The sequence below is a fragment of the Paraburkholderia xenovorans genome, from assembly GCF_046030735.1.
Taxonomy (GTDB): domain Bacteria; phylum Pseudomonadota; class Gammaproteobacteria; order Burkholderiales; family Burkholderiaceae; genus Paraburkholderia; species Paraburkholderia xenovorans_A.
On sequence record NZ_JAQQBV010000008.1, the window covers coordinates 179,649 to 201,984 of the forward strand.

21 protein-coding genes are annotated in these 22,336 nt (G+C 64.4%); 10 read left to right on the plus strand and 11 right to left on the minus strand.

Annotated elements, in window-relative coordinates; genetic code table 11:
- Positions 1–44: 44 nt before the first annotated feature.
- Entirely contained in the window at positions 45–1,445 is a 1,401-nt protein-coding gene (locus tag PQQ51_RS10440) for an FAD-binding oxidoreductase (protein ID WP_408496693.1), read from the minus strand.
- Positions 1,442–2,422 (minus strand): isopenicillin N synthase family dioxygenase, encoded by a 981-nt coding sequence (locus tag PQQ51_RS10445; protein WP_408496694.1) that lies wholly within the window; start codon positions 2,420–2,422, stop codon positions 1,442–1,444. The genes PQQ51_RS10440 and PQQ51_RS10445 overlap by 4 nt, the downstream gene beginning before the upstream one ends.
- A gap of 285 nt (positions 2,423–2,707) precedes the next feature.
- Here PQQ51_RS10445 and PQQ51_RS10450 point away from each other — a divergent pair, with 285 nt between their 5' ends.
- The 5 genes from PQQ51_RS10450 to hutC (PQQ51_RS10470) all read left to right on the plus strand — a co-directional run bounded on the left by PQQ51_RS10450 (position 2,708) and on the right by hutC (PQQ51_RS10470) (position 6,616).
- Positions 2,708–3,535 (plus strand): transporter substrate-binding domain-containing protein, encoded by an 828-nt coding sequence (locus tag PQQ51_RS10450; RefSeq protein ID WP_408496695.1) that lies wholly within the window; start codon positions 2,708–2,710, stop codon positions 3,533–3,535.
- A gap of 93 nt (positions 3,536–3,628) precedes the next feature.
- Entirely contained in the window at positions 3,629–4,279 is a 651-nt protein-coding gene (locus PQQ51_RS10455) for an amino acid ABC transporter permease (protein ID WP_408496696.1), read from the plus strand.
- A gap of 23 nt (positions 4,280–4,302) precedes the next feature.
- Positions 4,303–4,965 carry an amino acid ABC transporter permease gene (locus tag PQQ51_RS10460; protein WP_408496697.1) on the plus strand — a complete coding sequence of 221 codons (663 nt, stop codon included), beginning with the start codon at positions 4,303–4,305 and terminating at the stop codon, positions 4,963–4,965.
- A gap of 41 nt (positions 4,966–5,006) precedes the next feature.
- Complete coding sequence (locus tag PQQ51_RS10465) at positions 5,007–5,876, plus strand: amino acid ABC transporter ATP-binding protein (protein WP_408496698.1); 870 nt, start codon at positions 5,007–5,009, stop codon at positions 5,874–5,876.
- The gene (hutC, locus tag PQQ51_RS10470; RefSeq protein WP_408496699.1) at positions 5,873–6,616 is read left to right on the plus strand and encodes a histidine utilization transcriptional repressor HutC; all 744 of its coding nucleotides are present in this window, start codon (positions 5,873–5,875) and stop codon (positions 6,614–6,616) included. Before PQQ51_RS10465 ends, hutC (PQQ51_RS10470) begins: the two co-directional genes overlap by 4 nt.
- Positions 6,617–6,635: 19 nt before the next feature.
- Here hutC (PQQ51_RS10470) and hutC (PQQ51_RS10475) read toward each other — a convergent pair whose 3' ends face one another.
- The 9 genes from hutC (PQQ51_RS10475) to PQQ51_RS10515 all read right to left on the minus strand — a co-directional run bounded on the left by hutC (PQQ51_RS10475) (position 6,636) and on the right by PQQ51_RS10515 (position 15,196).
- Complete coding sequence (gene hutC / locus PQQ51_RS10475; RefSeq protein WP_408496748.1) at positions 6,636–7,319, minus strand: histidine utilization transcriptional repressor HutC; 684 nt, start codon at positions 7,317–7,319, stop codon at positions 6,636–6,638.
- A gap of 173 nt (positions 7,320–7,492) precedes the next feature.
- Positions 7,493–9,136 (minus strand): HAL/PAL/TAL family ammonia-lyase, encoded by a 1,644-nt coding sequence (locus PQQ51_RS10480; protein ID WP_408496700.1) that lies wholly within the window; start codon positions 9,134–9,136, stop codon positions 7,493–7,495.
- Between the two features lie 19 nt (positions 9,137–9,155).
- Entirely contained in the window at positions 9,156–9,947 is a 792-nt protein-coding gene (locus PQQ51_RS10485) for an ABC transporter ATP-binding protein (protein WP_408496701.1), read from the minus strand.
- A 64-nt stretch (positions 9,948–10,011) separates the two neighbouring features.
- A complete protein-coding gene (locus PQQ51_RS10490) occupies positions 10,012–10,785 on the minus strand; it encodes an ABC transporter permease (RefSeq protein ID WP_408496702.1) in 774 nt (257 codons plus the stop codon).
- 15 nt (positions 10,786–10,800) lie between these two features.
- Complete coding sequence (locus PQQ51_RS10495) at positions 10,801–11,523, minus strand: ABC transporter permease (RefSeq protein ID WP_408496703.1); 723 nt, start codon at positions 11,521–11,523, stop codon at positions 10,801–10,803.
- Positions 11,524–11,617: 94 nt separating this feature from the next.
- On the minus strand, positions 11,618–12,442 hold the full coding sequence (locus PQQ51_RS10500; protein WP_408496749.1) for a transporter substrate-binding domain-containing protein: 825 nt from the start codon (positions 12,440–12,442) through the stop codon (positions 11,618–11,620).
- Positions 12,443–12,771: 329 nt separating this feature from the next.
- Complete coding sequence (locus PQQ51_RS10505) at positions 12,772–13,452, minus strand: methyltransferase family protein (RefSeq protein ID WP_408496704.1); 681 nt, start codon at positions 13,450–13,452, stop codon at positions 12,772–12,774.
- 12 nt (positions 13,453–13,464) lie between these two features.
- Positions 13,465–14,301 (minus strand): arylamine N-acetyltransferase family protein, encoded by an 837-nt coding sequence (locus PQQ51_RS10510; RefSeq protein WP_408496705.1) that lies wholly within the window; start codon positions 14,299–14,301, stop codon positions 13,465–13,467.
- 214 nt (positions 14,302–14,515) lie between these two features.
- Positions 14,516–15,196, minus strand: a complete 681-nt coding sequence (locus PQQ51_RS10515) for a hypothetical protein (RefSeq protein ID WP_408496706.1) — start codon at positions 15,194–15,196, stop codon at positions 14,516–14,518.
- 342 nt (positions 15,197–15,538) lie between these two features.
- Between PQQ51_RS10515 and PQQ51_RS10520 the strand changes: the two genes are divergently transcribed.
- The 5 genes from PQQ51_RS10520 (at position 15,539) to PQQ51_RS10540 (ending at position 22,329) form a co-directional block, all read left to right on the plus strand.
- On the plus strand, positions 15,539–17,050 hold the full coding sequence (locus PQQ51_RS10520) for a carbohydrate porin (RefSeq protein ID WP_408496707.1): 1,512 nt from the start codon (positions 15,539–15,541) through the stop codon (positions 17,048–17,050).
- A gap of 103 nt (positions 17,051–17,153) precedes the next feature.
- Positions 17,154–18,305, plus strand: a complete 1,152-nt coding sequence (locus PQQ51_RS10525) for an NHL repeat-containing protein (RefSeq protein WP_408496708.1) — start codon at positions 17,154–17,156, stop codon at positions 18,303–18,305.
- A 34-nt stretch (positions 18,306–18,339) separates the two neighbouring features.
- On the plus strand, positions 18,340–19,635 hold the full coding sequence (efeB, locus tag PQQ51_RS10530) for an iron uptake transporter deferrochelatase/peroxidase subunit (RefSeq protein WP_408496709.1): 1,296 nt from the start codon (positions 18,340–18,342) through the stop codon (positions 19,633–19,635).
- Between the two features lie 57 nt (positions 19,636–19,692).
- Entirely contained in the window at positions 19,693–20,724 is a 1,032-nt protein-coding gene (locus PQQ51_RS10535; RefSeq protein ID WP_408496710.1) for an iron ABC transporter substrate-binding protein, read from the plus strand.
- Entirely contained in the window at positions 20,725–22,329 is a 1,605-nt protein-coding gene (locus PQQ51_RS10540) for an ABC transporter permease (RefSeq protein ID WP_408496711.1), read from the plus strand.
- Positions 22,330–22,336 lie beyond the last annotated feature (7 nt).

Below are 22,336 nucleotides of genomic sequence, written 5' to 3' on the forward strand. Positions count from 1 at the left end.
GAACAATATGCGGGCGCCGCGTGGATTCACGCGGCGCGCCGGCTTCAAAAAAGCTTGCCCGGATTCAGAATGCCGTGCGGGTCCAGCGCGAACTTGATCGCGCGCATCGCGGCCAGTTCAGCAGGCGAGCGCGAAATCGGCAAGAACTCGCGCTTGAGCAAACCGATCCCATGTTCCGCCGACACCGAACCGTGCAACGGCCCGAGCATCTCGTAGACGAACGCATACACCGCGTGATGATCGACGCCGGGGATCGAATGACCGTCGACAGTAACGTGCAGATTCGAATCGCCGATATGGCCGAAGAAATACGATTCGTTGCCCGGCCAGCGCAGATCGAGCGCCGCGCGGCAGCGATCGACGAACACACCGATTCCGCCGATCGGCAAGCTCACGTCGAAGTTGATCGCGTCGAGCCGTGCCGGAAACTCGGCGGTGCATTCGCGAATCGCCCATAACGCGCGTGCGTCGGCCACTGATTGCGCGATCACCGCATCGCGGATCGCGTGAGCGTCGAGCGCTTCGGTCAGCGCGGCGGAGAAGCGTTCGCCGTCGTCGCCCGAATCGAAACTCGCGTGTTCGATCAGCGCATAGAGCGGATGCGCATGCTCGAACGGCGAACGCGTGCCGGTCAGCTTCACGCCGAAATCGTAGAAATCCGGCCACATGATCTCGAACGCGCCGATGTCGTTGCCGAAGCGCGTCGACAGACGCCGCAGCAAGTCGACCGCCGCATCGTAGCCGTCGAGCGCGACCAGCGCGGTATGCCGCGCCGCGCGCGGCGGATGAAGCCGCAGCACCGCGCGCGTGATCACGCCGAGCGTGCCTTCGGAACCGATGAACCAGTGCTTCAGATCGTAGCCCGTGTTGTTCTTCACCATCTTGCCGAGCGACGTGAGCACGTCGCCGTTCGCGAGCACGACTTCGAGCCCCAGCACCTGGTCGCGCGCAGTGCCCGACTGGATCACGCGATTGCCGCCCGCGTTGGTCGCGAGATTGCCGCCGATCTGGCACGAACCGCGCGCGCCGAGATCGAGCGCGAGTTCGAAGCCCGCTTCGGCGGCCGCTTCCTGTGCGGCCTGCAACGTGGTGCCCGCGCGCACCGTCAGCGTGGCCGAAGCCGTGTCGATCTCTTCCACACCCGTGAGCCGCTCGAGCGAAAGCGCGATATCCGCGGCACGCGCGATCGCACCGCCGGCAAGTCCGGTCATCCCGCCTTGCGGCACCACCGGCTGATGCGCTGCATGGCAAATCGCCAGCGCGCGCGACACGTCTTCAGTACTACGCGGCAATAACAATGCAGCGGGACGCGTCGGATCGTGGCGTGTCCAGTCGGTCATTGCGTGTTCGCCGATCTGTTCGCCGACGCGCACCGCGTCCGCACCGAGCGCCGCACGCAACGCGTCGAGCGTGGCCGCGAGCGACGCGGGGTTGTGTTCTGTCATGCAGTGGTTCCCTGTGCAGCGTGTTTTTTGCGGTAGCCCATCGAATCGTTGATGCGCCCGAGAATATAGTCGCCCGCGGCGACCGGTTGATACTTGAGCTCGGCCTCGCTCGCGCCGAGCTCACGCGGATCGACCCGCGCGCCGTAGGTCGGATCGTAAAACGTCGCGATCGAATAACGCTCGCGCCCCGACGCATTGATCACGCGATGCAGCGTCGAGCGGAACCGGTCGTTGGTCCAGCGCGCCAGCAGATCGCCGACGTTCACGACGAAGCTGCCGTCCACAGGCGGCGCATCGATCCACGTGTCGTTGGCGATCTCGCGCACTTGCAGGCCGCCCACGCGATCCTGCCACAGCAACGTGATGCAGCCGTAATCCGTATGCGGCGCGACGCCGAACTGATCCGCGTCAGACTGAGGCGGCTGCGGCGGATAGTAGACCATCTGCGTGCGCTGCATCCGCTTCGTGTAGCGCGGCGCGAAAAAATGTTCGTCGACGTTCAGACTCAGCGCCACTGCGCGCAGCAGATCGGCGCCGCATGCGCCGACCGCTTCGTAATAGCCGTACAGCGCGGGCCGCAGTTCGGGCATGAAGTCCGGCCAATTGTTCGGCCCGCGCAGCGCCTGACCCGCGAGCACGTCGGGGTCGTCTTCCGGCAACTCGAGACCGATGCTGAAGAACTCCTTGTAGTCGGGACGTTTCGCCTGATACATCGTCGCGTCGCCGAGCGCATTGAAGCCGCGATGACGCTGATTGACCGCGGCACGGCGCTTCGTCTCCACCGGAAAGGCGAAGAACGCGCGCGCCGCGTGTTCGGCCGCATCGATCGCGCTTTGCGGCACACCGTGATTGACGATGTAGAAGAAGCCGATCGTCGTGCACGCTTCGCGAATGTCCTGTGCAACGCGCAAAAGAGCTTGCGGATCGCCGGCACGCACGCCGGCGAGATCGATGATCGGAATGCGGGTCACGGGCATTGCGTTGCTCCCTGAAGGGCTGGCGATTCGACTGACGAAAGCGCTGAACGAGGCGGCCGCGCACCGGCCGCGACACACGCGATCGCCTCTTGCGTCCCAGTTGTATATACCGCCAAAACAGCACTCGCAAGCAGCATCGCGGCGACTCGCATCAGGGCTTTTCTCTACTCGCGTGTTTATTTATTTCGCGCAAAAACTGCGGTATATACTGCCTCGCATGACTCGCGCCGAGCCCCGCTGACGAAGCGCTTTCGCGCGGCACCGCTTTGCCAACTGGAGAAACTCATGAGCATCCTTGCAGGCTGGAAGTGTCGTTTGGTCATGCTGGCGTTGTGCGCGGCAAGCGTTAGCGCCCACGCGGAAGACCAGCTCGCCAAAGTGAAGAAAGCCGGCGAACTGGTGGTCGGCACCGAGATGCAATTCGCGCCTTTCGACTTCCTCGAAAACGGCCAGCAAGCGGGCTTCAACAAAGACCTGTTCGCCGAAGTCGGCAAGGAATTGGGCGTGAAAGTGCGCTTCATCGATCTGCCGTGGCCGAGCGTGTTGCCGGGTCTCGAAGCGGGCAAGTTCGACATGGTGGGCGGTCCGCTGACCGTCACCAAGGCACGCATGGAACGCTACACGTACACGCTGCCGATCGCGGATGCAACCGACGCGCTGCTCAAACGCGCGAACGATGCCGCGCTCAAGCAATCGTCGGATATCGCCGGCAAGACGGTCGGCGCGGGCAAAGGCTCCGCGCAGCTCGATCAGTTGAAGGCCTATGTCGCCACGTTGCCGAAGCCGCCTGAAATCCGCGAGTACGTCGACAACAATCAGGCTTACGCGGATCTCGCCGCCGGCCGCATCGCGGCAGTCGCAAACTCGATGACCAACATCGCGTATGTCGCGAAGCAGCGCCCCGAGACATTCGCCGTCGTGCAGCCGCCGTTCGGCGCGAAGGTGTACTTCGCGTACTGCCTGCGTAAAGACGCCGACAGCAAGCCGCTCGCCGACGCGTTCAACGCCGCGCTCGTCAAGATGCATAACGACGGCCGCCTCACCGCGTTGCAGAAGAAGTGGTTCGGCGTGGCGATGGACGCACCGACTTCAATGCCCACGCCGAATTACTGAAACACAGGCGCCCACGCGCCGATGTCCTGATGCACGCGATGCGAGCTCCGCTGCGAGCCGCATCGCCCTACTGTTCTAGCGAGTGCGACGCGCATGTTCAGCACAACCGTCTTCGCCCAGGGCTTGCCGTTGCTGTTGCATGCGGCGCTCGCCACCATCGGCATTTCGCTGACGGGTCTCGTGATCGGCTTTTTCGTCGGCATCGGCGTGTGCGCGGCGCGGCTTTCCGCGAAACGCGCCGCACGCATGTTCGGCGGCGCCTATGTGTTCTTCTTTCGCGGCGTGCCGATGCTGGTGCAACTGCTGCTGGTGTACTACCTGCTGCCGTTCGCCGGGATCAACGTGTCGCCGGTGGTCGCCGCGATCAGCACCGTGTCGCTCTGTTCCGCTTCCTATATCGCCGAGATTCTGCGCGGCGGTTTTCTCAGCATTCCGCCAGGCCATCTCGAAGCCGCACGCATGCTCGGACTCTCGCCGCTCGACATGCTGCGGCGCATCCAGGTGCCGCAGGCAATCCGCTCGACGCTGCCTTCGCTCGTCAATGAAATGGTGCTGCTGATCAAGGCTTCTTCGCTGATCTCGGTGGTGGGCGTGGCCGAGCTGACGCGCACCGCGCAGAACATCGCGGCCAGCACCTACCGGCCGCTCGAAGCGTACCTCGCCGCGGGCCTGATCTATTTCGTGATCTGCGGTGCGCTGGCGCTCGTCGCGCATGCCGCCGAATACCGTTTGCAGCAAGCCTGACGCCACCACCGCGCGACCCCGCCATGCAAAAGCTCGACCCCACCGTCATCACGCACAACCTGCAACCGATCGCCGCCGGTCTCGCGACCACGCTCGGCACCTGGGCCGCCGGCGTTGCGATCGGCATCCTGATCGGCTTTCTGATCGCGGTGCTGCAACTCTTTTGCGGACGCTGGGTGCGCGGCCTGTTGCGCTTCTATATCGAGCTGTTTCGCGGCACGCCGTTTCTGGTGCAACTGTTTTTGCTGTACTACGGCGGCCCGTCGATCGGCCTCACGCTCGAACCGATGACGGCCGGCGTGCTCGGCCTGGGTCTGTACGGCAGCGCGTATTTCGCTGAAGCGTTCCGCTCCGGTTTTCAGTCGGTGCCGCCGGGTCATCTGGAGGCGGCGTCCTGCCTCGGACTCACGCGCTGGCAAGCGATCCTGCGCATTCAGGTCCCGCAGATGCTGGTGCTGATCGTGCCGGCGCTGACCAATCTGATCATCGTGCTGAGCAAGGAAACCGCGGTGTTGTCGATCGTCACCGTGCCCGAACTCACGTTCGTGCTGACCGGCATCGGCTCGGCCACCTTCGCTTTCGTCGAAACGTTGCTGGTGCTGTGCGCGTGCTATCTGGCGCTGGTCGAGCTGACCTCGCGCGCCGGCATGTGGGCCGAGGCCCGCATCGCGCGCTTTATCGCGTGAACGAAGCGTGAACGAAGCCTGAACGAAATCCGGACCTTTCTATGAACGCCATCGCCGACATGCCCTCTCCCGCGTCCACGTTGAACACCGGTACGTCGCAGGATGCGCCGCTGATCGAAGTACGCGACCTGCGCAAACGCTTCGGCGAAGTCGACGTGCTGCGCGGCGTGGACCTCGACATCGCCCGCTCCGAAGTGGTCTGCATCATCGGCCCGTCCGGCTCGGGCAAGAGCACGCTGCTGCGCTGCCTCGCCGCGCTCGAAACCTACGATCAGGGCGACGTGCGCATCGAAGGCGAACTGCTCGGCTATAGCGAGCGCAACGGCAAACGCGTGCGCGCGTCGCAGAGCGAGATCAACCGCGTGCGCCGCAACGTCGGCATGGTGTTCCAGCAGTTCAATCTATGGCCGCATATGACGGCGCTCGGCAACGTGATGGAAGCGCTGCTGCGCGTGCGCCACCTGTCGCGCGACGAAGCGCGCCGCCGCGCCAACGCGATGCTGGACACCGTCGGCCTCGCGCACAAGGGCGATGCGTATCCGGCGAAACTGTCAGGCGGCCAGCAGCAACGCGTGGCGATCGCACGCGCGCTGGCAATGGAGCCGCACATCATGCTGTTCGACGAACCGACCTCGGCGCTCGATCCGGAACTGGTCGGCGAAGTCCTGCAGGTGATGAAGCAACTCGCGCGCGACGGCATGACGATGGCCGTGGTCACGCATGAAATGGGCTTCGCCGCGCAGGTTGCCGACAAGGTGATGTTCATCGACCAGGGCCGCATCGCCGTGCAGGGCACACCACGCGACGTATTCCACGACGCGGGGCAACCGCGTTGGCGGCAGTTCCTGCAAAACTACTTCGATCGCAATGCATTCTGGGCGCGCGGTCCCGACGAAGCGGATCCGGTATGAACGCGTTGACTACGGACTTACCGGCCGCGCGCTACGAACAGGTCAAGCAGCACATTCGCCGGATCATCGAATCGGGCGCGCGGCAAGCGGGCGATCGTCTACCGTCGGAACTCGATCTGGTCGGCACGCTCGGCGTATCGCGCATGACGGTCAATCGCGCGCTGCGCGAACTCGCCGACGAAGGGCTCGTCACCCGCGTGTCGGGCGTCGGCACTTTCGTCGCACAGACCAAGCCGCAATCCACGCTGCTGATGATCGCGCATATCGGCGACGAGATCCGCTCGCGCGGTCACGAGTACGGGTACGACACGGTGCTTGCGCAACGCGAAACCGCGCCGGTGACCGTATCGAATGCGCTCGGGCTCGCGCCGGGCGCTTCGGTTTTTCATGTGATCTGCGTGCATCGCGAAAACGGCTTGCCGGTGCAACTGGAAGACCGCTACGTCAATCCGGCGATCGCGCCGGAATTCCTGCGGCAGGACTTTTCGACGATCCGGCCTTCGGAGTATCTGTTCGATATCGTGCCCGCGCATGACGTCGAGCATGTTGTCGACGCCGGTTTGCCGACGCGCGCCGAAGCGGATCTGCTGGAAATTCGCGCGGAAGAACCCTGCCTCACGCTCATGCGCCGCACGTGGACGAGCGGCGTAGCGGTGACGTTCGCGCGCTTCGTGCATCCGGGCTCACGGTATCGGCTGGGTTGCCGGTTCTCGCCGGATATGTCGCAGCGGCAGGGTTAGCCGCGCGTCGCGGCCGCGTTCAAACGTTGCCGGCCAGATGGAAACGCGAAGCCGGATGCCACAACTGCACCGACGTCGCGACATCGTCGCCGACCCATGTGCGGCGCCACAACTGCAAACACGGCTCGCCGATCTCCATCATCAGATGCCGGCGCACATACGCGTCCGGTTTCTGCGCGTAGATGCGAAACTCCGCGCGCTGGATCGGCGCGAGCCGTACCATGTAATGGTTCGGCGTCTCGACGGTGAAGTCCTGTTGCAGGTAATCGGGGAATACTTTCGGATTGACGTAGCGATCCTCGTACTGGATCGGCTCGCCCTCCTCGCTGTGCACGATGCACGAGTGGAACGCGGGGCCGCCGGCAAGGCCGAGCGCTTCGAGCGCCTGCGGGTCGTCGCTCGGCTCGAGCGTCAACACGCGCGCCGAATGACGATGGCCGCGCGCCGCGATTTCGTCGGCGATGTTGCGGATCTCCAGCACCGTCGACTCATAACGCTGCGGCGCGACAAAAGTGCCCGAGCCCTGCACGCGCGTGAGCACGCGTTCGGTGGTCAACTCGCGCAGCGCGCGCGAAACGGTCATGCGCGCAACGCCGAACTCCTTCACCAGTTCCGTTTCGGACGGGATCAAACCGCCCGGCTTCCAGTCGCCTTCGCTGATGCGCTTGATCACATAGCGCTTGATCTGCTCATAGGCGGGCATCGCCTTCACAGGGATGTCCTGATTGCGAGCTGGGCAACCTGGGTTGTCCGGGTTTCCCTGCAAGTCAGCGGTTTGCGCGTTTGTGTTTGTAATAGTGTTCACGTCGACCTCGTGGGTGGTGCGCAATATGCCGGTTCGCCGGCGGGTAAGCCCGCTCGCCGGCTTAGTCTCCGTCAGGCGATGTGCGCCGTGGCCAGACCGTCGTTCGCGGACGCCGCGCCGGGATGCCCCGCGCTCGCCAGCGTGGCGGCCTTCGCGAGAGCGGCGAGGCCCGCGCCGCCGATTGCCGGGGTGGCCGGGCCAGGGCGAATGTTACCCGGGTTCGGCAGCAGCGGCGGCGCGCCGTCGGCGATCATCCGGAACGCGATGCTCATGTCGTCGGCGAGCGGACGGTCGTCGCGATAGGTCGGCACCGCGCGGCGCACGCGCTGCCATAGCGCTTCGGTATGCGGCGCGCGCGGCGCGTCGACGGTTTGCAGGTCGTATGCTTGCGCCGCCGCCAGCAGTTCGATTGCGACGATGCGCCCGGCGTTGTCGACGATCTCCAGCGCTTTGAGCGCGGCGGGCGTCGCGTGGCACAAGTGGTCTTCCTGCAACGCCGACGTGATGCCGCCGTCGAGACTCGCGGGCATCGCGAGGCGCCGGTTCTGCGCGACCAGCGAGGCCGCCGTGTACTGCGCGATCATGAAACCGGAACAGGTGCCGCCCGGCTCCGCGAGAAACGCCGGCATGCCGCTGACGAGCGGATTGACGAGGCGGTCCAGACGCCGCTCGGCCATCGCCGCGACCTGCGCGACCGCGGTCGCGAGACTGTCCATCGCCAGAGCAATCGACGCGCCCACCGCATGCGCCTGCGAATACACGCGCGGGTTGTCCGGCGTGCCGGCGACGATCGGGTTGTCGGTGATCGATGCGAGCTCGCGATTGACCACCTCGGCGGTCGCGCTGAGCACGTCGCGCGCGGCGCCGTGCACGTGCGGAATGGTGCGCATGCTCAACGGGTCTTGCGTGCGCTGGCCGACCACCGCGGCGAGAATGCCGCTGTCGGCGAGCGCCGTGCGCATCCGTTCGCCGACCAGGTTCAGCCCCGGCGAAATGCGCAACGCGAGCGAATCCGCGTCGAACGCAGCGAGTTGGCCGCGCAGGTTTTCGAAGCTCATCGCCGCGACCACGTCGGTCCAGTCGAGCAGACGTTCTGCGCGCGCCAGCGCGAGCGCCGCGAGACCCGTCACGCACGGCGTGCCGTTGACGAGACTCAAGCCCTCTTTCGCTTCGAGCACCAGCGGTTCGAGGCCGAGCATCCGCAACGCGGCGCTTCCCGTGATCCGTTCACCGCGATAGCGCGCATACCCTTCGCCGATACACACGAGCGCGATATGCGCCATATGGCTCAGATAACCGACCGAGCCGAACGCCGGCACTTCCGGCAGGCAATCCGCGTTCAGCAGCGCGACGAGCCGGTCGGCCACGTCGAGACGAATGCCCGAGTGACCATGTGCGAAGTTGTTGACCGCCGCAGCCATGATCGCGCGCGTCTCGGCGACGCCGAGCGGCGCGCCCACGCCGACCGCGTGGCTCATCAGAATGTTGCGCGACAGCGTACGCTGCTCGCTCGGCGACACGATCACGTCGCATAACGCGCCGACGCCGGTATTCACGCCATATGCACGAATGCTTCGCTCGACGATCTGTTCGACCAGCACCCGCGCCGCTGCGATGCGTGCGCGGGCCGAGTCGGAAAGTTCGAGCGGTTCGCCGGCGGCCACCGCCGCCACTTGAGTCCAGTCGAGAGGACGATCGGAACGGATCACGGCCATGAGAGTGCTCGCTAAAGATTTAGTTGGTGGTGCGGTCTTGATGGCTCGACACGAATTGCCGGAAACGCTCCGACTTGCATTCGACGAAGACTTCGTCCGGCGTGCCGTCGGCTTCCACCTGGCCTTGATGCAGGAACATCACGCGATTCGATACGTGACGCGCAAAACCCATTTCGTGCGTGACCACCAGCATCGTGCGGCCTTCTTCGGCGAGCGAGCGCATCACGCGCAACACTTCGCCGACCAGTTCCGGATCGAGCGCCGAGGTGGGCTCGTCGAACAGCATGACTTTCGGATGCATCGCCAGTGCGCGCGCAATCGCCACGCGCTGTTGCTGACCGCCCGACAGATGCGCCGGATAGTGGCCGCGTTTTTCCGCGAGACCGACTTTCGCGAGCAACGCTTCGGCTTCTTCAACCGACTCGGCGCGGCTGCGCTTCTGCACGCGCATCGGTCCTTCGATCAGATTTTCCAGCACCGTCATATGCGACCAGAGGTTGAAGTTCTGGAACACCATGCCGAGTTGCGAGCGCACGCGGTCCACCTGGCGTCGGTCGCTCGGCTGCAATTTGCCGTCGCCGCGGCGCTTCATTTTCAGCTCTTCGCCCGCGAGCGAAACCGAACCGTCGTCAGGTGTTTCCAGCAGATTCAGGCAACGCAAAAAGGTGCTCTTGCCCGAGCCGCTCGCGCCGAGGATCGAGATCACGTCGCCTTGATGCGCGTCGAGCGAAATGCCTTTGAGCACGTGATGCTCGCCGAACGACTTGTGGATGTTCTTGACCGACAGTGCAACGGGTGCGGTAGCGTTCATGGGGTTCTCCAGATTCTGCAAATTCAGCGGGGCTACGCGTGTGGCGCGTGTGGCGCGTGTGGCTTTAAGGCGCTTCGGTCGGCGCGGGCGTCGGTGTCGCGGTGGAACTCGACGCGGACAGCGGCCGGCTCGGCGCGCTTTGCGCCGGCGCCGCGCGCAGATGGCGCGACAGGCGCGTTTCGAGCAAACCGAGCAGGCGCACGATGACGAAATTCAGGAACAGATAGATCAGCGCGGCGCAGACAAATACTTCAGTAGTCCGGTAGGTTTGCTGAATGATCTGCTGCGCGACGCCGGTGACTTCCCACACGGTGACGAGACTCGCCAGCGCGGTCGATTTGACCAGCAGCACGGCTTCGGTCGAATACGCGGGTAAGCACTGGCGCAACGCGATCGGACCGATCACGCGGCGCAGCAGCGCGAAGCCCGACAAGCCAATCGAATAGCCCGCTTCGATCTGGCCGACCGGCACGGCCATCAACCCGCCGCGAATGATCTCGGCGGTATATCCGGCGGTGCATAGCGCGAGCGACAACACCGCGCACATATACGGCTCGCGCAACACCGGCCACAGGAAACTCTCGCGTATCACGCCGAACTGCCCCATCCCGTAGTACACGAGGAACATCTGGATCAGCAGCGGCGAACCGCGGAACACGAGGATATAAGCGCGCGCGAAGCGGTTCGGCAGCCAGTTCGGCGACACGCGCATCGTCACGATCACGAGCGAAAGCAGGCCGCCGAGAATCAGCGAACAGAAGAACAGCCCGAGCGTGGTCGGCACGGCCGCGATCAACTGGCGCAGCGTGTCGAACAGGAAATCGAAGTCGAAATGCATGATGTCCGGTCCTCGTCAGTTGCGCGCGAAGTTGCGTTTGAAGGATCGGCCCACGCGCGCTTCGGCGCGGTTGAAGATCCGGTTCGAGATGCTGGTCATCAGCAGATACAGCGCGCCGCCCACCACGAAGAACGTGAAGTACTGATGCGTGGACCCGGCCGCCACCTGGCTCGTGCGCAGCAATTCGGCGAGCCCCGTGACGGAGATCAGCGCCGAATCCTTCAGGCTCAGTTGCCACACGTTGCCGATTCCGGGCAATGCAAAGCGCAGCACTTGCGGGATCAGGATGCGGCGCGCCATGGTCAGCGTCGGCATGCCGATCGAGCGCGCGGCTTCGAGTTCGCCGCGCGACACCGCCAGCACCGCCGCGCGATACACCTCCGCCTGATACGCGCCGGAGATCATGCCGACAGCCAGCGCGCCGATCACGAACGGCGGCACGCCGACGAAACCGTCCGCGCCGAACCATTGGCCGATGGTGGTCACGAGCGTCGAGCCGCCGAAATAGAACAGGTAGATGACGAGCAGTTCGGGCACGCCGCGAAACACCGTGGTGTAGATGTCGCCGATCACGCGCAACGTGCGAAAGCGCGACAGCTTGGCCGTCGCGACCAGCGCGCCGAACACCGCGCCGACCGCGAGCGCCGCCAGCGTAAGCGCGACGGTCATCAATGCCGCGAGCAGCAACACGCCGCCCCAGCCCTCCGGCCCGAAGCCGAGCATCTCTATCAGAGCCATTCCCTACCCCTCATCCATGACAACGGATCGAACCAGCCGGCGGGCGCGGGCGGAGTGCCGCGCGCCTGCCGTTACAGCGAAACACGCGAACCGCTCAAGGCGTGACGTCGGTCTTGAACCACTTGGTGGACAGCTTCTTGACCGTGCCGTCCGCCATCGCGGCGCTGATCGCGGTGTCGAACTTCGCTTTCAGATCCGCGTCCTGTTTGCGGAACGCGAGGCCTTCGCCCGGACCCCAGATCGGGCCGCCGATCTTCGGACCGGCCATCACGATCGACGCGGTTTCCTTCTTGTCGATGTTGGCGGCGTAATACGTCACGTCGTCGAACGACGCGTCGATGCGGCCGTTGGCCAGATCGAGATCGCGCTCAGGCGAGGTCTTGTACACGCGGATCGTCGCGATGTCCTTGAAGCTGTCGTTGATGAACTTGGTGTAGACGGTGCCGGACTGGATGCCGATCGTCTTGCCCTTCAGTTGCTTGCGCAATGCGTCGACGGTCGGCTGATCGGTCTTCGGATCGCCCGAGAGTTTGATGACGCTCGCGCCCGGCGCGGCCTTCGGCAGGATCTTCGCGTCGCTCACCGCGAAGGTGGCCGGCGTGGCCGCATACGGCTTCGAAAACGCGATGATCTTTTCACGTTCCGGCGTGATCGAGATTGCGTCCATCAACACGTCGAACTTGCCGGCTTGCAGACCGGGGATCATGCCGTCCCAGTCTTGCGCGACCAGATTGCATTGCAGCTTGATCCGCTCGCACAGATTCGCGACCAGTTCCGGCTCGAAACCGCCCAGCTTGCCGCCCGGCAGCGTCAGGTTCCACGGTGCGTAGCCGCCTTCCAGCGCGATCGTCACCGTCTTCCACTCTTTTGCCTGCGCCGGTGCCGCGAAAAGGGTCGCGGCGCCGAGGACGGCGCCCATCAATGCTGTTGCTAACGTCGTGCGCTTCACTTTCACGTCGAAACTCCTTGGATTGGGGAAACCGTCGAACTGATTTTTAACTGCCGCGTAATTTGTATAGACAAGCTTGCATGAGTCAAAAATCGATCGCAAGAGGATTTGCATGAAATTGCCGAAATCATCGGGCAAACCCCTAGTCAGCACCGTCCGACAAGGGTTTTGAGGGCATTTCGAAAGGCAGGAAGAGGTGCACGACACCGTGCAGGCTGCGTCAGCGTGGTGCGTTTTGTCTAGACAGGTTTGCGCCGGAGGGTGCGGCGAAGCGCGGAATCACAGGGTGAACCGGCGTATTACCAGACGTGCGGGATGAAGCGATAACGCACGCGCGTGGTGTAGTCGGTGTAGCCGTCGAGTTGCTCGACCAGCACGCGTTCTTCACGCACCGCGCGCCAGCCGATGCCGATCGCCAGCACCGGCACGCACGCGAGCCCCCACCACGAGCCGAGCAGCAACGGGGTGCCGACGAACAGCAGCAGCGCGGCGGAATACATCGGGTGACGGACATACGCATAAGGGCCGCTGTCGATCACCTTATGCCCCCGCGCGGTCTGGATCTTCACGACCGGCGCCGCGAAGCTGTTCGCCTGAAACACATAGCGGCACATGAAGAGGCAGAGGAACACGCACAGCGAACCCAGGCTGACGAGCGGCACGGGCATCGGCGCCGACCAGCGAAAACGCTGCGCGTCGAATCCCATCAGCACGAGCCACGCGCACCACGCCAGCGCGACGCCCACCATGAAGATGCGATCCCAGCGGCTTTGCTGCGACTGGACGATAGGCGTGAGCCGCTCGGCGAGCAGACCGGGATCGTGGCGTGCAAGCCAGAGGCCGATCCACAAACTCAACGCGCCCGTTTCGATCAGATACCACCACGCGGCCGGCCATGCGAGCGTGCCGGCCGCGCCGAACAGCAACGCGCCCATGCAAGCCAGCCAGACCACCGTTTGCAGGACGAGGCGCGCGATCATCGCGATGCCCGTTTATGCGGGTGCCGCGCGCGAGCGCACGCGTTCGAACAGTTCGGCGAGGTCGATGTCGCCGGTATTCAGACCGAAGGCTTCGTGCAGGCACGCAGCTAATTCGTCTGCGCTGGCGAGCGTTCGTTCGCTGATGAGCTGACCGTTGCCGGCACGCTCGTTCAGTTGATCGTTGAACAGCGACAGACGCGATTCCGGCAGCACGCGGCAGACGATCAACGTGCTTGCGAAGATCGAATCCGGCGATGTGGACGTGTACCAGTTCGACGTTTCGTAATCGACCCACTCGACCGGCTGCAAGTCGAAACGATAGATGCGCGCCCACGAGTCGTCTTTGGACTGCACCTCGAGTTGCAGCGCGCCGTGCGATGCGTCGGCAAGACGAAACGTGCCGAGCGGCGTGGGTTGCGCGAGGCCGGCCGCGAGACGCAACGGCGCGGTGAGCGTCACGCTGCCGAAACCCACGTCGGCGATCCATGCTTCGTTATCGATGTCGACGCGCAGAACCATGTGCGTGCGCGGCACGATCGCATCGAGCGGGTGGCCCCACACTACGCGCCCGAGCAGCGGCGCGATGCTGAAACCCAACTGCGTCAGCACGTTGGCGAACAATGCGTTGTGTTCGAAACAGTAGCCGCCGCGGTGCTGCGCGACGAGTTTTTCTTCGACCGATTCGAGGTCGAGTTTGACCGGACGGCGCGTGATCGGATTGAGGTTCTCGAAAGGGATTGCGCGCGGGTGCAGCGCTTGCAGATTGCGCAGCACGTCGAGTGTCGGTTCACGCGGACCTTGATAGCCGATGCGGGTGAAGTAGCGTGCAAGGTCGACTGAGTGGGACATTGTCTGGTGTCTCTATGAGCTATGGATAGTGCGCCGCCGGGCGTCTGATCGGGCGGCCAACTGAGCGACTAACTGAGCGACTAACTGAGCAGTCATCATAGCTTTTCTGATGTGCAGCCAGCGTGTTGCGCGTTTTCGCGGTCGATCGTCGGCATCGCGTAACCGGCCTGCAAGGCTTCGCCGCACTGACAAAGCTTTGCAGGCACACACCGCATTACATCCCGCCTTTCAGCGCCGACGTCGCGATAGAAGGCACGCTGATGCCGTGACTCGACGCGAATTGCACCGCCGAGCTCAGCGTCGACATCAACGATTGCAGTTGCCCCGGTGCTGATTGAGCGATATAGGAAGCGCTCTGCGCCGTCTGCGGGTTCAGCCCCGACTGAAGCAACGACGACGGATTCATCTGCCCCACACTGCCCAATCCCGACTGCAGACTCGAGTACTGACTGACGCCCTTACCCAGCGATGTCAGACCGTCGGTGAAAGCCTGCTTGTTGACCGGTGTCGACGCGCCGCCGCTCGCCTGCCCGGCGAATGCCTGCGTCAACGTCTGCGAGAGCGACTGCTGCGTGCTGCCCACCTGCGTCAGTTGACTCACCGACGGCGTGCCGCCGCTCAGCAGCCCCGCGGCCTGTTGCGCCTGACCGGCGGCGCCGCTCAAACCCATCGCCGAAGCAAGACTCGACTGGCCGCTCAACACCTGCTGATTTGCGCCCACATACGATTGCAACAACTGCGACACGCCGCCTGACGACGCAGTCGCACCGGCATCCGCCGAACCGCTGCCACCGCCTATGCCGAACTGCTTCAGATTCAACTGCGCATTCGCCGCGGCGCTCATCACCAAACCGGCGCTCGCCAGCAACGAAACCAACAATCTGCGTTTATTCATTTCAATCTCCTGACTTGATTCTTTCGGGGCACTCGTGCGCTTCGACATCGCATGGCGTCGAGCGTTCTGTATGACTACACGCATACCAAATCATTACATTCGAATTCTTTTTTAATTACACACAAATACTCTTTTGTATCAGTCCGTAAAGACAAGGGTTATATGTCAGTAATATTGATGCGAATCGTTCTCATTTGTGTTGACGCACCCAGGCTGCATGCGTACGATTTGGCCCATCCGCTTCATCGAGCATCGCGTACGAATGCAGCCAACGCCGGGGGGCCTTGGTGACGCATGCCGCGATGACGAAATTGGTCGATACAACACAATAAAAGGATTTCGATGACGTTCGTTCAACTCGACGAACCCGCTGCAAAAGCGCGTTCGCTCCGCGACAGTGTTACGCGCCGTTCGCGTCTGCCGTCGAAACGACGCGTGGTTCTTTGCACCGCTTTCGCGTGGGCCTCATTGACAGCCGGCGCAGCGATGGCCGCAGCGAACCCTGACGCCGCGCCGGAAGCGCCGGAAGCCGACCTGAACATCAAGGCGACGCAGACCGATCAGTGGACCGGCGTGTGGAATCGCCAGACACTGCTCGGCGACATCGGCGGACTGCGCCCGTGGCTCGGCAAATACGGCGTGACGTTCGCGCTCACCGAAACCAGCGAAGTGCTCGCGAACCTGCGCGGCGGCCTCGCGCGCGGCGCCGATTACGACGGCCTGACGACCGCGACCGTGCAACTGGATACGCAAAAGGCGTTCGGTCTGCCGGGCGGTCTCTTCAACGCGAGCGCGCTGCAGATTCACGGCGCCAACCTCAGCGCCAACAAACTCGGCACGCTGAATACGGCGAGCGGGATCGAAGCCGACGACACCACACGCCTGTGGGAGTTGTGGTATCAGCAATCGTTCCTGAACAAGCGCGTCGACGTGAAGATCGGTCAGCAAAGTATCGACCAGGAATTCATCACCAGCTCGTATTCGGCGCTGTTCGTCAATACGATGTTCGGCTGGCCGGCGCTGCCCTCGTACGACATGCCCTCGGGCGGCCCGGCCTATCCGCTCGCCGACCTCGGCGTGCGTGTGCGCGGCCAGATCACGCCTTCGTTGACGGCGCTCGCAGGCGTATTCGACGGCGACCCGCTCGGCAACAATCCGGACAACAAGAGCGGCACCAACTTCAACCTGCACAACGGTACGCTGTTCATCGGCGAATTGCAGTACGCGATCAACCAGCCGGCGGACGGCGAAATGGTCGGCATGGGCGGCGGCGGTTTGCCCGGCACGTACAAGCTCGGGCTCTGGTACAACAACGGCAGTTTCGCCGACCAGCGTTACGACACCAACGGCGTGTCGCTCGCGAATCTGGCGGCCACCAACGGCACCGCGCAGAACCATCACGGCGACTACAGCATCTACGCGGTGGCCGACCAGATGATCTGGCGTCCGGACCCGGACGAGCCGCGCAGCCTCGGCGTGTTCGCCCGCGTGATGGGCGCGCCGGGCGACCGCAATCTGGTCAGCCTCGCGGCCAACGTCGGGGTGGTGCTGAAAGCGCCGTTCAAGGGCCGCGACTACGACAGCGCAGGCATCGCGCTCACGTATATCAAGGTCGGCAATAACGTCAACGGACTCGATCAGGACGCCCGCGCGTTCAGCGCCGGTCCTTACGGCGTACGAACCAACGAAACCACGCTCGAAGCGACCTATCAATATCAGGTGAATCCGTGGTGGCAACTGCAGGCCGACGCGCAATACACGTTCAACGCGGGCGCCGGCCAGAACCCGAGCGATCCGACACAACCGCTGCGCAACACATTCGTGGTCGGCGTGCGGACCAACATCACGTTCTGATGACGACCGCGCCTTTTATGACTCACGCTTCCCGTAAAACGAACTTCATGCTTTCGATCATGACCGCATTCACCATTTCGTGCGCCAGCACGGAGGCCCACTCATGAACCGACCCACGCGCCTCTTTTCGCCGCGCGCCGCGCGGGCCCTGATCGCCACGGCCGTCGGCGCTGCCGCGCTGGCCGCCATGGGCGTCGCACGCGCCGAGCCGCTAGGTTTCCTCGAAACCGTCAAGCATCACACCACGCTGATCAATACCGTGCCGGACAACGGCGACCAGAACCCGTACGCGGTCGTGGTCGCGCCGGTCACGGCGGGCACCGTCAAGCAGGGCGACGTGCTGGTCGGCAACTTCAACAACTCGACCAATCTGCAAGGCACCGGCAGCACGATCATCAACTATCATCCGGACACCAAACAGATGACGGTGTTCGCGAAGGTGCCGCGCGATCTGAAGGAATGCCCGGGCGGGATCGGCCTGTCCACCGCGATGACGATGCTCAAATCGGGCTACGTGATCGTCGGCAGCACGCCGAGCAACGACGGCACGACCGGCACCAAGGGCGCCGGCTGCCTGATCGTGATCGACCCGAACGGCCAGATCGCATCGACCATCACGAGCCCGAACATCAATGACCCGTGGGGCAACATGGCGGTGGTCGACAACGGCACCAGCGCAACGCTGTTCGTCAGCAACGCCGGCTTCGGCGTGGGCGGCGCGGACGGCACGCCGCCGGTGTTCAAGCAGGCCACCGTGCTGCGCCTCGACCTCGACGTGCCGGCCGGCAAGCCGCCGGTCGTGAAGAAGGAAACGGTGGTGGGCAGCGGCTTCGGCGCGCAGGCCGACAAGGGTGTGTTCCTCGTCGGCCCGACCGGCCTCGCGCTTTCCGCCGACCAGAAACAGCTGTACGTGTCCGATGCGATCGGCAACCGCGTCACCGAGATCGACGATCCGATGACGCGCGACACCAGCGCCGGCGTCGGCCGTCAACTGACCGCGGACGGCCTGCTGCATCGCCCGCTCGCGATGATCACCGCGCCCAACGGCCACCTGCTCGTCACGAACGCGCTGAACGGCCAGATCGTCGAAATCGATCCGGCCACCGGCAAGCAGATCTACGCGCGCTGGATCGACACCGACAAGGCGCAATCGCCGCCGGGTAACGGCGATCTGTTCGGTCTCGCGATGACGCCCGAAGGCGACGGCTTCTACTACGTGCAGGACGACGTCAACACATTGGTGCTGGCCAAATAAGCGTTTTTATTGAAAGCCGGAAGGTGAAGTCATCATGGCAAACGATCAACCGCCGCGGCCGTCACGGCGCGGCTTTCTGAAGGCGGGTGGCGCCGCGGTAGGCGCGGGGCTCGGCGCAGGGCTCGCGCCGCAGGCCGCGCTCGCGAAAGCGGCACCTCACAGCGTCGATCCGCAGATGGCCGTCGAGCCGTTCTACGGATTGCATCAGGGCGGCATCGTCACGTCGCAGCAGAGCCACACGTATGTGGCCGCGCTCGACCTGACCACCGACAAACGCGACGACGTGATCGCGCTGCTGCGCGCGTGGACCGACGCCGCCGCGCGTCTTACGCAAGGCAACACGGCCGCGCCGCTGCCGCAAGGCGACGCCGACGCCAACAAGGCCGCGCCCGATTCCGGCGACGTGCTCGGCCTCGGCCCGTGCGGCCTGACGATCACGTTCGGCTTCGGCCCGGGTCTCTTCACGCATGAAGGCAAGGACCGCTACGGGCTCGCATCGCGCCGCCCCGCCGCGCTCGTCGATTTGCCGCGTTTCAACGGCGATCAGTTGATCCCCGAAAAGACCGGCGGCGACCTGTTCATCCAGGCCTGCGCGAACGACGCGCAAGTGGCGTTTCACGCGGTCCGGCAATTGTCGCGTCACGCGTACGGCGTCGCGGCGATGCGCTGGGGCCAGTCCGGCTTCCTGTCGGGTCCGCGCGGCCAGACGCCACGCAATCTGATGGGTTTCAAGGACGGCACCAACAATCCGTCGACGGCCAAGCCGGACTTGATGAACGAATTCGTGTGGGCGCGCGCCACGCCCGACGCACCGTGGATGGAAGGCGGCACGTACACCGTGGTGCGGCGCATCCGCATCACGCTCGAACACTGGGACAACACCGAACTGGATTTCCAGGAACAGGTGTTCGGCCGCCACAAATACAGCGGCGCGCCGATCGGCAAGAAGAACGAGTTCGACGCCGTCGACCTGAAGGAAGAAGACAAGGACGGCAATCCGGTGATTCCGGAGAACTCGCACGTGCGTCTGTCGAATCAGGCGAGCAACAACGGTGCGCAGATTCTGCGCCGCTCGTATTCGTATAACGACGGCACCAACTTCTACATCGAGCGCTGGCCGCCATGGCGCCAGGAGACCGAGTACGACGCGGGTCTCATTTTCGTCGCGCATCAGGGCGACCCGCGCACCGGCTTCATTCCGATCAACGACAGGCTCGCGAAGTTCGACATGATGAACCAGTTCACGACGCACGTCGGCAGCGCGATTTTCGCGGTGCCGCCGGGCGCGAAGCCGGGTTCGTATATCGGCGCGGGGCTGTTCGAGACATAACGCCGCAACACGCACGCAACATCATCAACCACACCATTAATAACGGACTTCGGAATCATGGCTCAAATCGGGTTTGGCGCGCGTCTGCGCCTCATCAGCAGCGCCGCGGCGCTGACGTTCGCGGCTTTCGCGACGGTGCCGTCGGCGGCACACGCGGCATCGATCACGCTGTATAACGCGCAGCACGAACAGGTCGTCAATCTGCTGGCGAAGGACTTCGAGAAGCAATCGGGCATCTCGGTGAAAATCCGCAACGGCGAAGGCCCGGCGATGGCCGCGCAACTCGTGACGGAAGGCGCCGCCACACCGGCCGACGTGTACTTCACGGAAAACTCGCCCGAGCTGATGCTGCTCGAAGAGAAAGGCCTGCTGAGCAAGGTCTCCGATTCGACGCTCGCCACCGTGCCGTCGCGCTTCAACTCGCCGGCCGGCGTATGGGTCGCGGTGACCGCGCGTGAAAACGTGCTCGCGTACAACACGGCGAAGCTGCAACCGTCGCAACTGCCGCAATCGCTGTTCGATCTGGCCAAGCCGGAGTGGAAGGGCAAGGTCGGCATCGCGCCGAGCGACGGCGACTTCCTGCCGCTCGTGAGCGCCGTGCTCGCGCTGAAAGGCGAAGCGCAAACCGTCGCGTGGCTGAAGGGCCTGAAAGCCAACTCGCAGATTTTCGACGACGACGAAGGCGTGGTCGCCGCGGTCAACCGTGGCGGCGTCGCGACGGGTCTGATCAACAACTACTACTGGGCGCGTCTGCATGCGGAAATCGGCGATTCGAAAACCCGCAGCGCGATCTATCACTTCGGCAACGGCGACGCCGGCGCACTCGTGAACGTGTCGGGTGCGGCGGTGCTGAAGTCCGCGCATAACGCGGACGGCGCGCAGAAATTCCTCGCGTACCTGGTCAGCGAACGCGCGCAGCAGTTGATGGCGAACAGCCACGTGATGTTCGAATATCCGCTGCACTCGGGCGTCGCACCGGACCCGATCCTCAAGCCGATCGCCGAACTGAACCCGCCCGCGCTGAGCATCCAGCAACTCGGCGACGACAGCCAGGCCGGCAAGCTGCTGCGTCAGGCCGGTCTGCTGTAAATGAGCGAAGCTCTGTCAGCCGGGCCACCGGTTGTAACGACCGCCGCGGTGCGCAGCCGTTTGCGCGCACCGCGCGGTTTGTTCGCGGCAGCAGCACTCAGCGCTTTGCTGGTCCTGCTGCCGATTGCGTTTACGTTCTGGCGCGCCGCGAGCTTCGGGATCCGCGAAGCGATCGATCTGATCGTCCGGCCGCTGGTCGGCGAACTGCTGATCAACACGCTGACGATCACGGTCTCGACCACCGTCGCCGCTGCCGTGATCGGCACGGCCGCCGCATGGTTCGTCGAGCGCACGCATCTGCCCGGACGCCGCGCGTGGGCCGTGCTCAGCGCCGCGCCGCTCGCGATGCCGGCGTTTATCTCGAGCTATGCATGGGTGTCGCTGAGTCTCGATCTGCAGGACTTCAACGGCGCGCTGCTGGTGCTCACCTCCGCGTATTTCCCGCTCGTCTATCTGCCGGTGGCCGCCGCGTTGCGCGGCATGGACCCGGCGCTCGAAGAAAGCGCGCGCTCGCTCGGCTGCAACCGCTGGACCACGTTCGTGCGGGTCGTGCTGCCGCAACTGCGGCCCGCGCTGCTCGGCGGCATGCTGCTGGTCGCGCTCGGCGTGCTGTCCGAGTTCGGCGCGTTCACGCTGCTGCGCTTTCACACGTTCACCACGCAGATCTACGCGGAATATCGCACCAGTTTCGACGGCGGCGGTGCTTCCCTGCTCGCCTGTCTGCTGATCGTGATCTGCCTCGTCGTGCTGGCCTTCGAGTTTCGCGTGCGGGGCGCCGCGCGCTATGAACGCGTCGATCGCGGCACGCGTCGCGCGGTGCTGCGCTACGAGCTCGGCGCGTGGCGCTGGATCGTCGTCGCCGGTTTCGCCGCACTCGCGATCGCGACGCTCGGCGTGCCGCTCGGCATGATCGGCTACTGGCTGACGCAGCCCGGAGCCGCCGCCGTCACGCCGGCCGACGTGTCGCCCGAACTGCTGTTCAACGCGACCGTGACGTCGCTCGGTTTCGGCCTCGCGGCCGCGGTGCTCACCACGTTGCTCGTGATACCGCTCGCGTTCCTGCTGGTGCGCTATCCGACACGGGTCGCCACGCTGTTCGAACGCACGGTGTTTCTCGCGCAAGGCGTGCCGGGTCTCGTGATCGCATTGGCGATCGTGTCGCTCGCGGTCCACGCGCTGCAACCGTTGTATCAAAGCGCGACGCTGCTGGTGATCGCGTACTCGATGCTGTTCATGCCCATCGCGCTGGTCAGCGTGCGCGCCGCCTTCATGCAGGCGCAACCGCGTCTCGAAGAAACCGCGCGGGCGCTGGGTCTCAACTGGTCGCAGACGCTGTTTCGCGTCGTCCTGCCGCTCGCCGGGCCGGGACTCGGCGCGGCCGCGGCGATGGTGTTCATCTCGGTCGTCACCGAACTGAACGCGACGCTGCTGCTCTCGCCGATCGACACCCAGACGCTCGCGACACAAGTCTGGGCCGATACGTCGACGATGGCGTTCGCCGCCGCCGCGCCGTACGCGGCGTTGCTGACCGGCATTTCCCTGTTCGCCTCCGGGCTGCTGTTCGCGTTGCTCGGCAAATCGGCGCTGCTCGGCGAACGCGCGTGAGCGGCCG

Coding starts and splice junctions, on each gene's coding strand:
- PQQ51_RS10440 (WP_408496693.1), bottom strand. CDS start 1,445: ATGACAGAACACAACCCCGCGTCGCTCGCGGCCACGCTCGACGCGTTG.
- PQQ51_RS10445 (WP_408496694.1), bottom strand. CDS start 2,422: ATGCCCGTGACCCGCATTCCGATCATCGATCTCGCCGGCGTGCGTGCC.
- PQQ51_RS10450 (WP_408496695.1), top strand. CDS start 2,708: ATGAGCATCCTTGCAGGCTGGAAGTGTCGTTTGGTCATGCTGGCGTTG.
- PQQ51_RS10455 (WP_408496696.1), top strand. CDS start 3,629: ATGTTCAGCACAACCGTCTTCGCCCAGGGCTTGCCGTTGCTGTTGCAT.
- PQQ51_RS10460 (WP_408496697.1), top strand. CDS start 4,303: ATGCAAAAGCTCGACCCCACCGTCATCACGCACAACCTGCAACCGATC.
- PQQ51_RS10465 (WP_408496698.1), top strand. CDS start 5,007: ATGAACGCCATCGCCGACATGCCCTCTCCCGCGTCCACGTTGAACACC.
- hutC (WP_408496699.1), top strand. CDS start 5,873: ATGAACGCGTTGACTACGGACTTACCGGCCGCGCGCTACGAACAGGTC.
- hutC (WP_408496748.1), bottom strand. CDS start 7,319: ATGCCCGCCTATGAGCAGATCAAGCGCTATGTGATCAAGCGCATCAGC.
- PQQ51_RS10480 (WP_408496700.1), bottom strand. CDS start 9,136: ATGGCCGTGATCCGTTCCGATCGTCCTCTCGACTGGACTCAAGTGGCG.
- PQQ51_RS10485 (WP_408496701.1), bottom strand. CDS start 9,947: ATGAACGCTACCGCACCCGTTGCACTGTCGGTCAAGAACATCCACAAG.
- PQQ51_RS10490 (WP_408496702.1), bottom strand. CDS start 10,785: ATGCATTTCGACTTCGATTTCCTGTTCGACACGCTGCGCCAGTTGATC.
- PQQ51_RS10495 (WP_408496703.1), bottom strand. CDS start 11,523: ATGGCTCTGATAGAGATGCTCGGCTTCGGGCCGGAGGGCTGGGGCGGC.
- PQQ51_RS10500 (WP_408496749.1), bottom strand. CDS start 12,442: ATGGGCGCCGTCCTCGGCGCCGCGACCCTTTTCGCGGCACCGGCGCAG.
- PQQ51_RS10505 (WP_408496704.1), bottom strand. CDS start 13,452: ATGATCGCGCGCCTCGTCCTGCAAACGGTGGTCTGGCTGGCTTGCATG.
- PQQ51_RS10510 (WP_408496705.1), bottom strand. CDS start 14,301: ATGTCCCACTCAGTCGACCTTGCACGCTACTTCACCCGCATCGGCTAT.
- PQQ51_RS10515 (WP_408496706.1), bottom strand. CDS start 15,196: ATGAATAAACGCAGATTGTTGGTTTCGTTGCTGGCGAGCGCCGGTTTG.
- PQQ51_RS10520 (WP_408496707.1), top strand. CDS start 15,539: ATGACGTTCGTTCAACTCGACGAACCCGCTGCAAAAGCGCGTTCGCTC.
- PQQ51_RS10525 (WP_408496708.1), top strand. CDS start 17,154: ATGAACCGACCCACGCGCCTCTTTTCGCCGCGCGCCGCGCGGGCCCTG.
- efeB (WP_408496709.1), top strand. CDS start 18,340: ATGGCAAACGATCAACCGCCGCGGCCGTCACGGCGCGGCTTTCTGAAG.
- PQQ51_RS10535 (WP_408496710.1), top strand. CDS start 19,693: ATGGCTCAAATCGGGTTTGGCGCGCGTCTGCGCCTCATCAGCAGCGCC.
- PQQ51_RS10540 (WP_408496711.1), top strand. CDS start 20,725: ATGAGCGAAGCTCTGTCAGCCGGGCCACCGGTTGTAACGACCGCCGCG.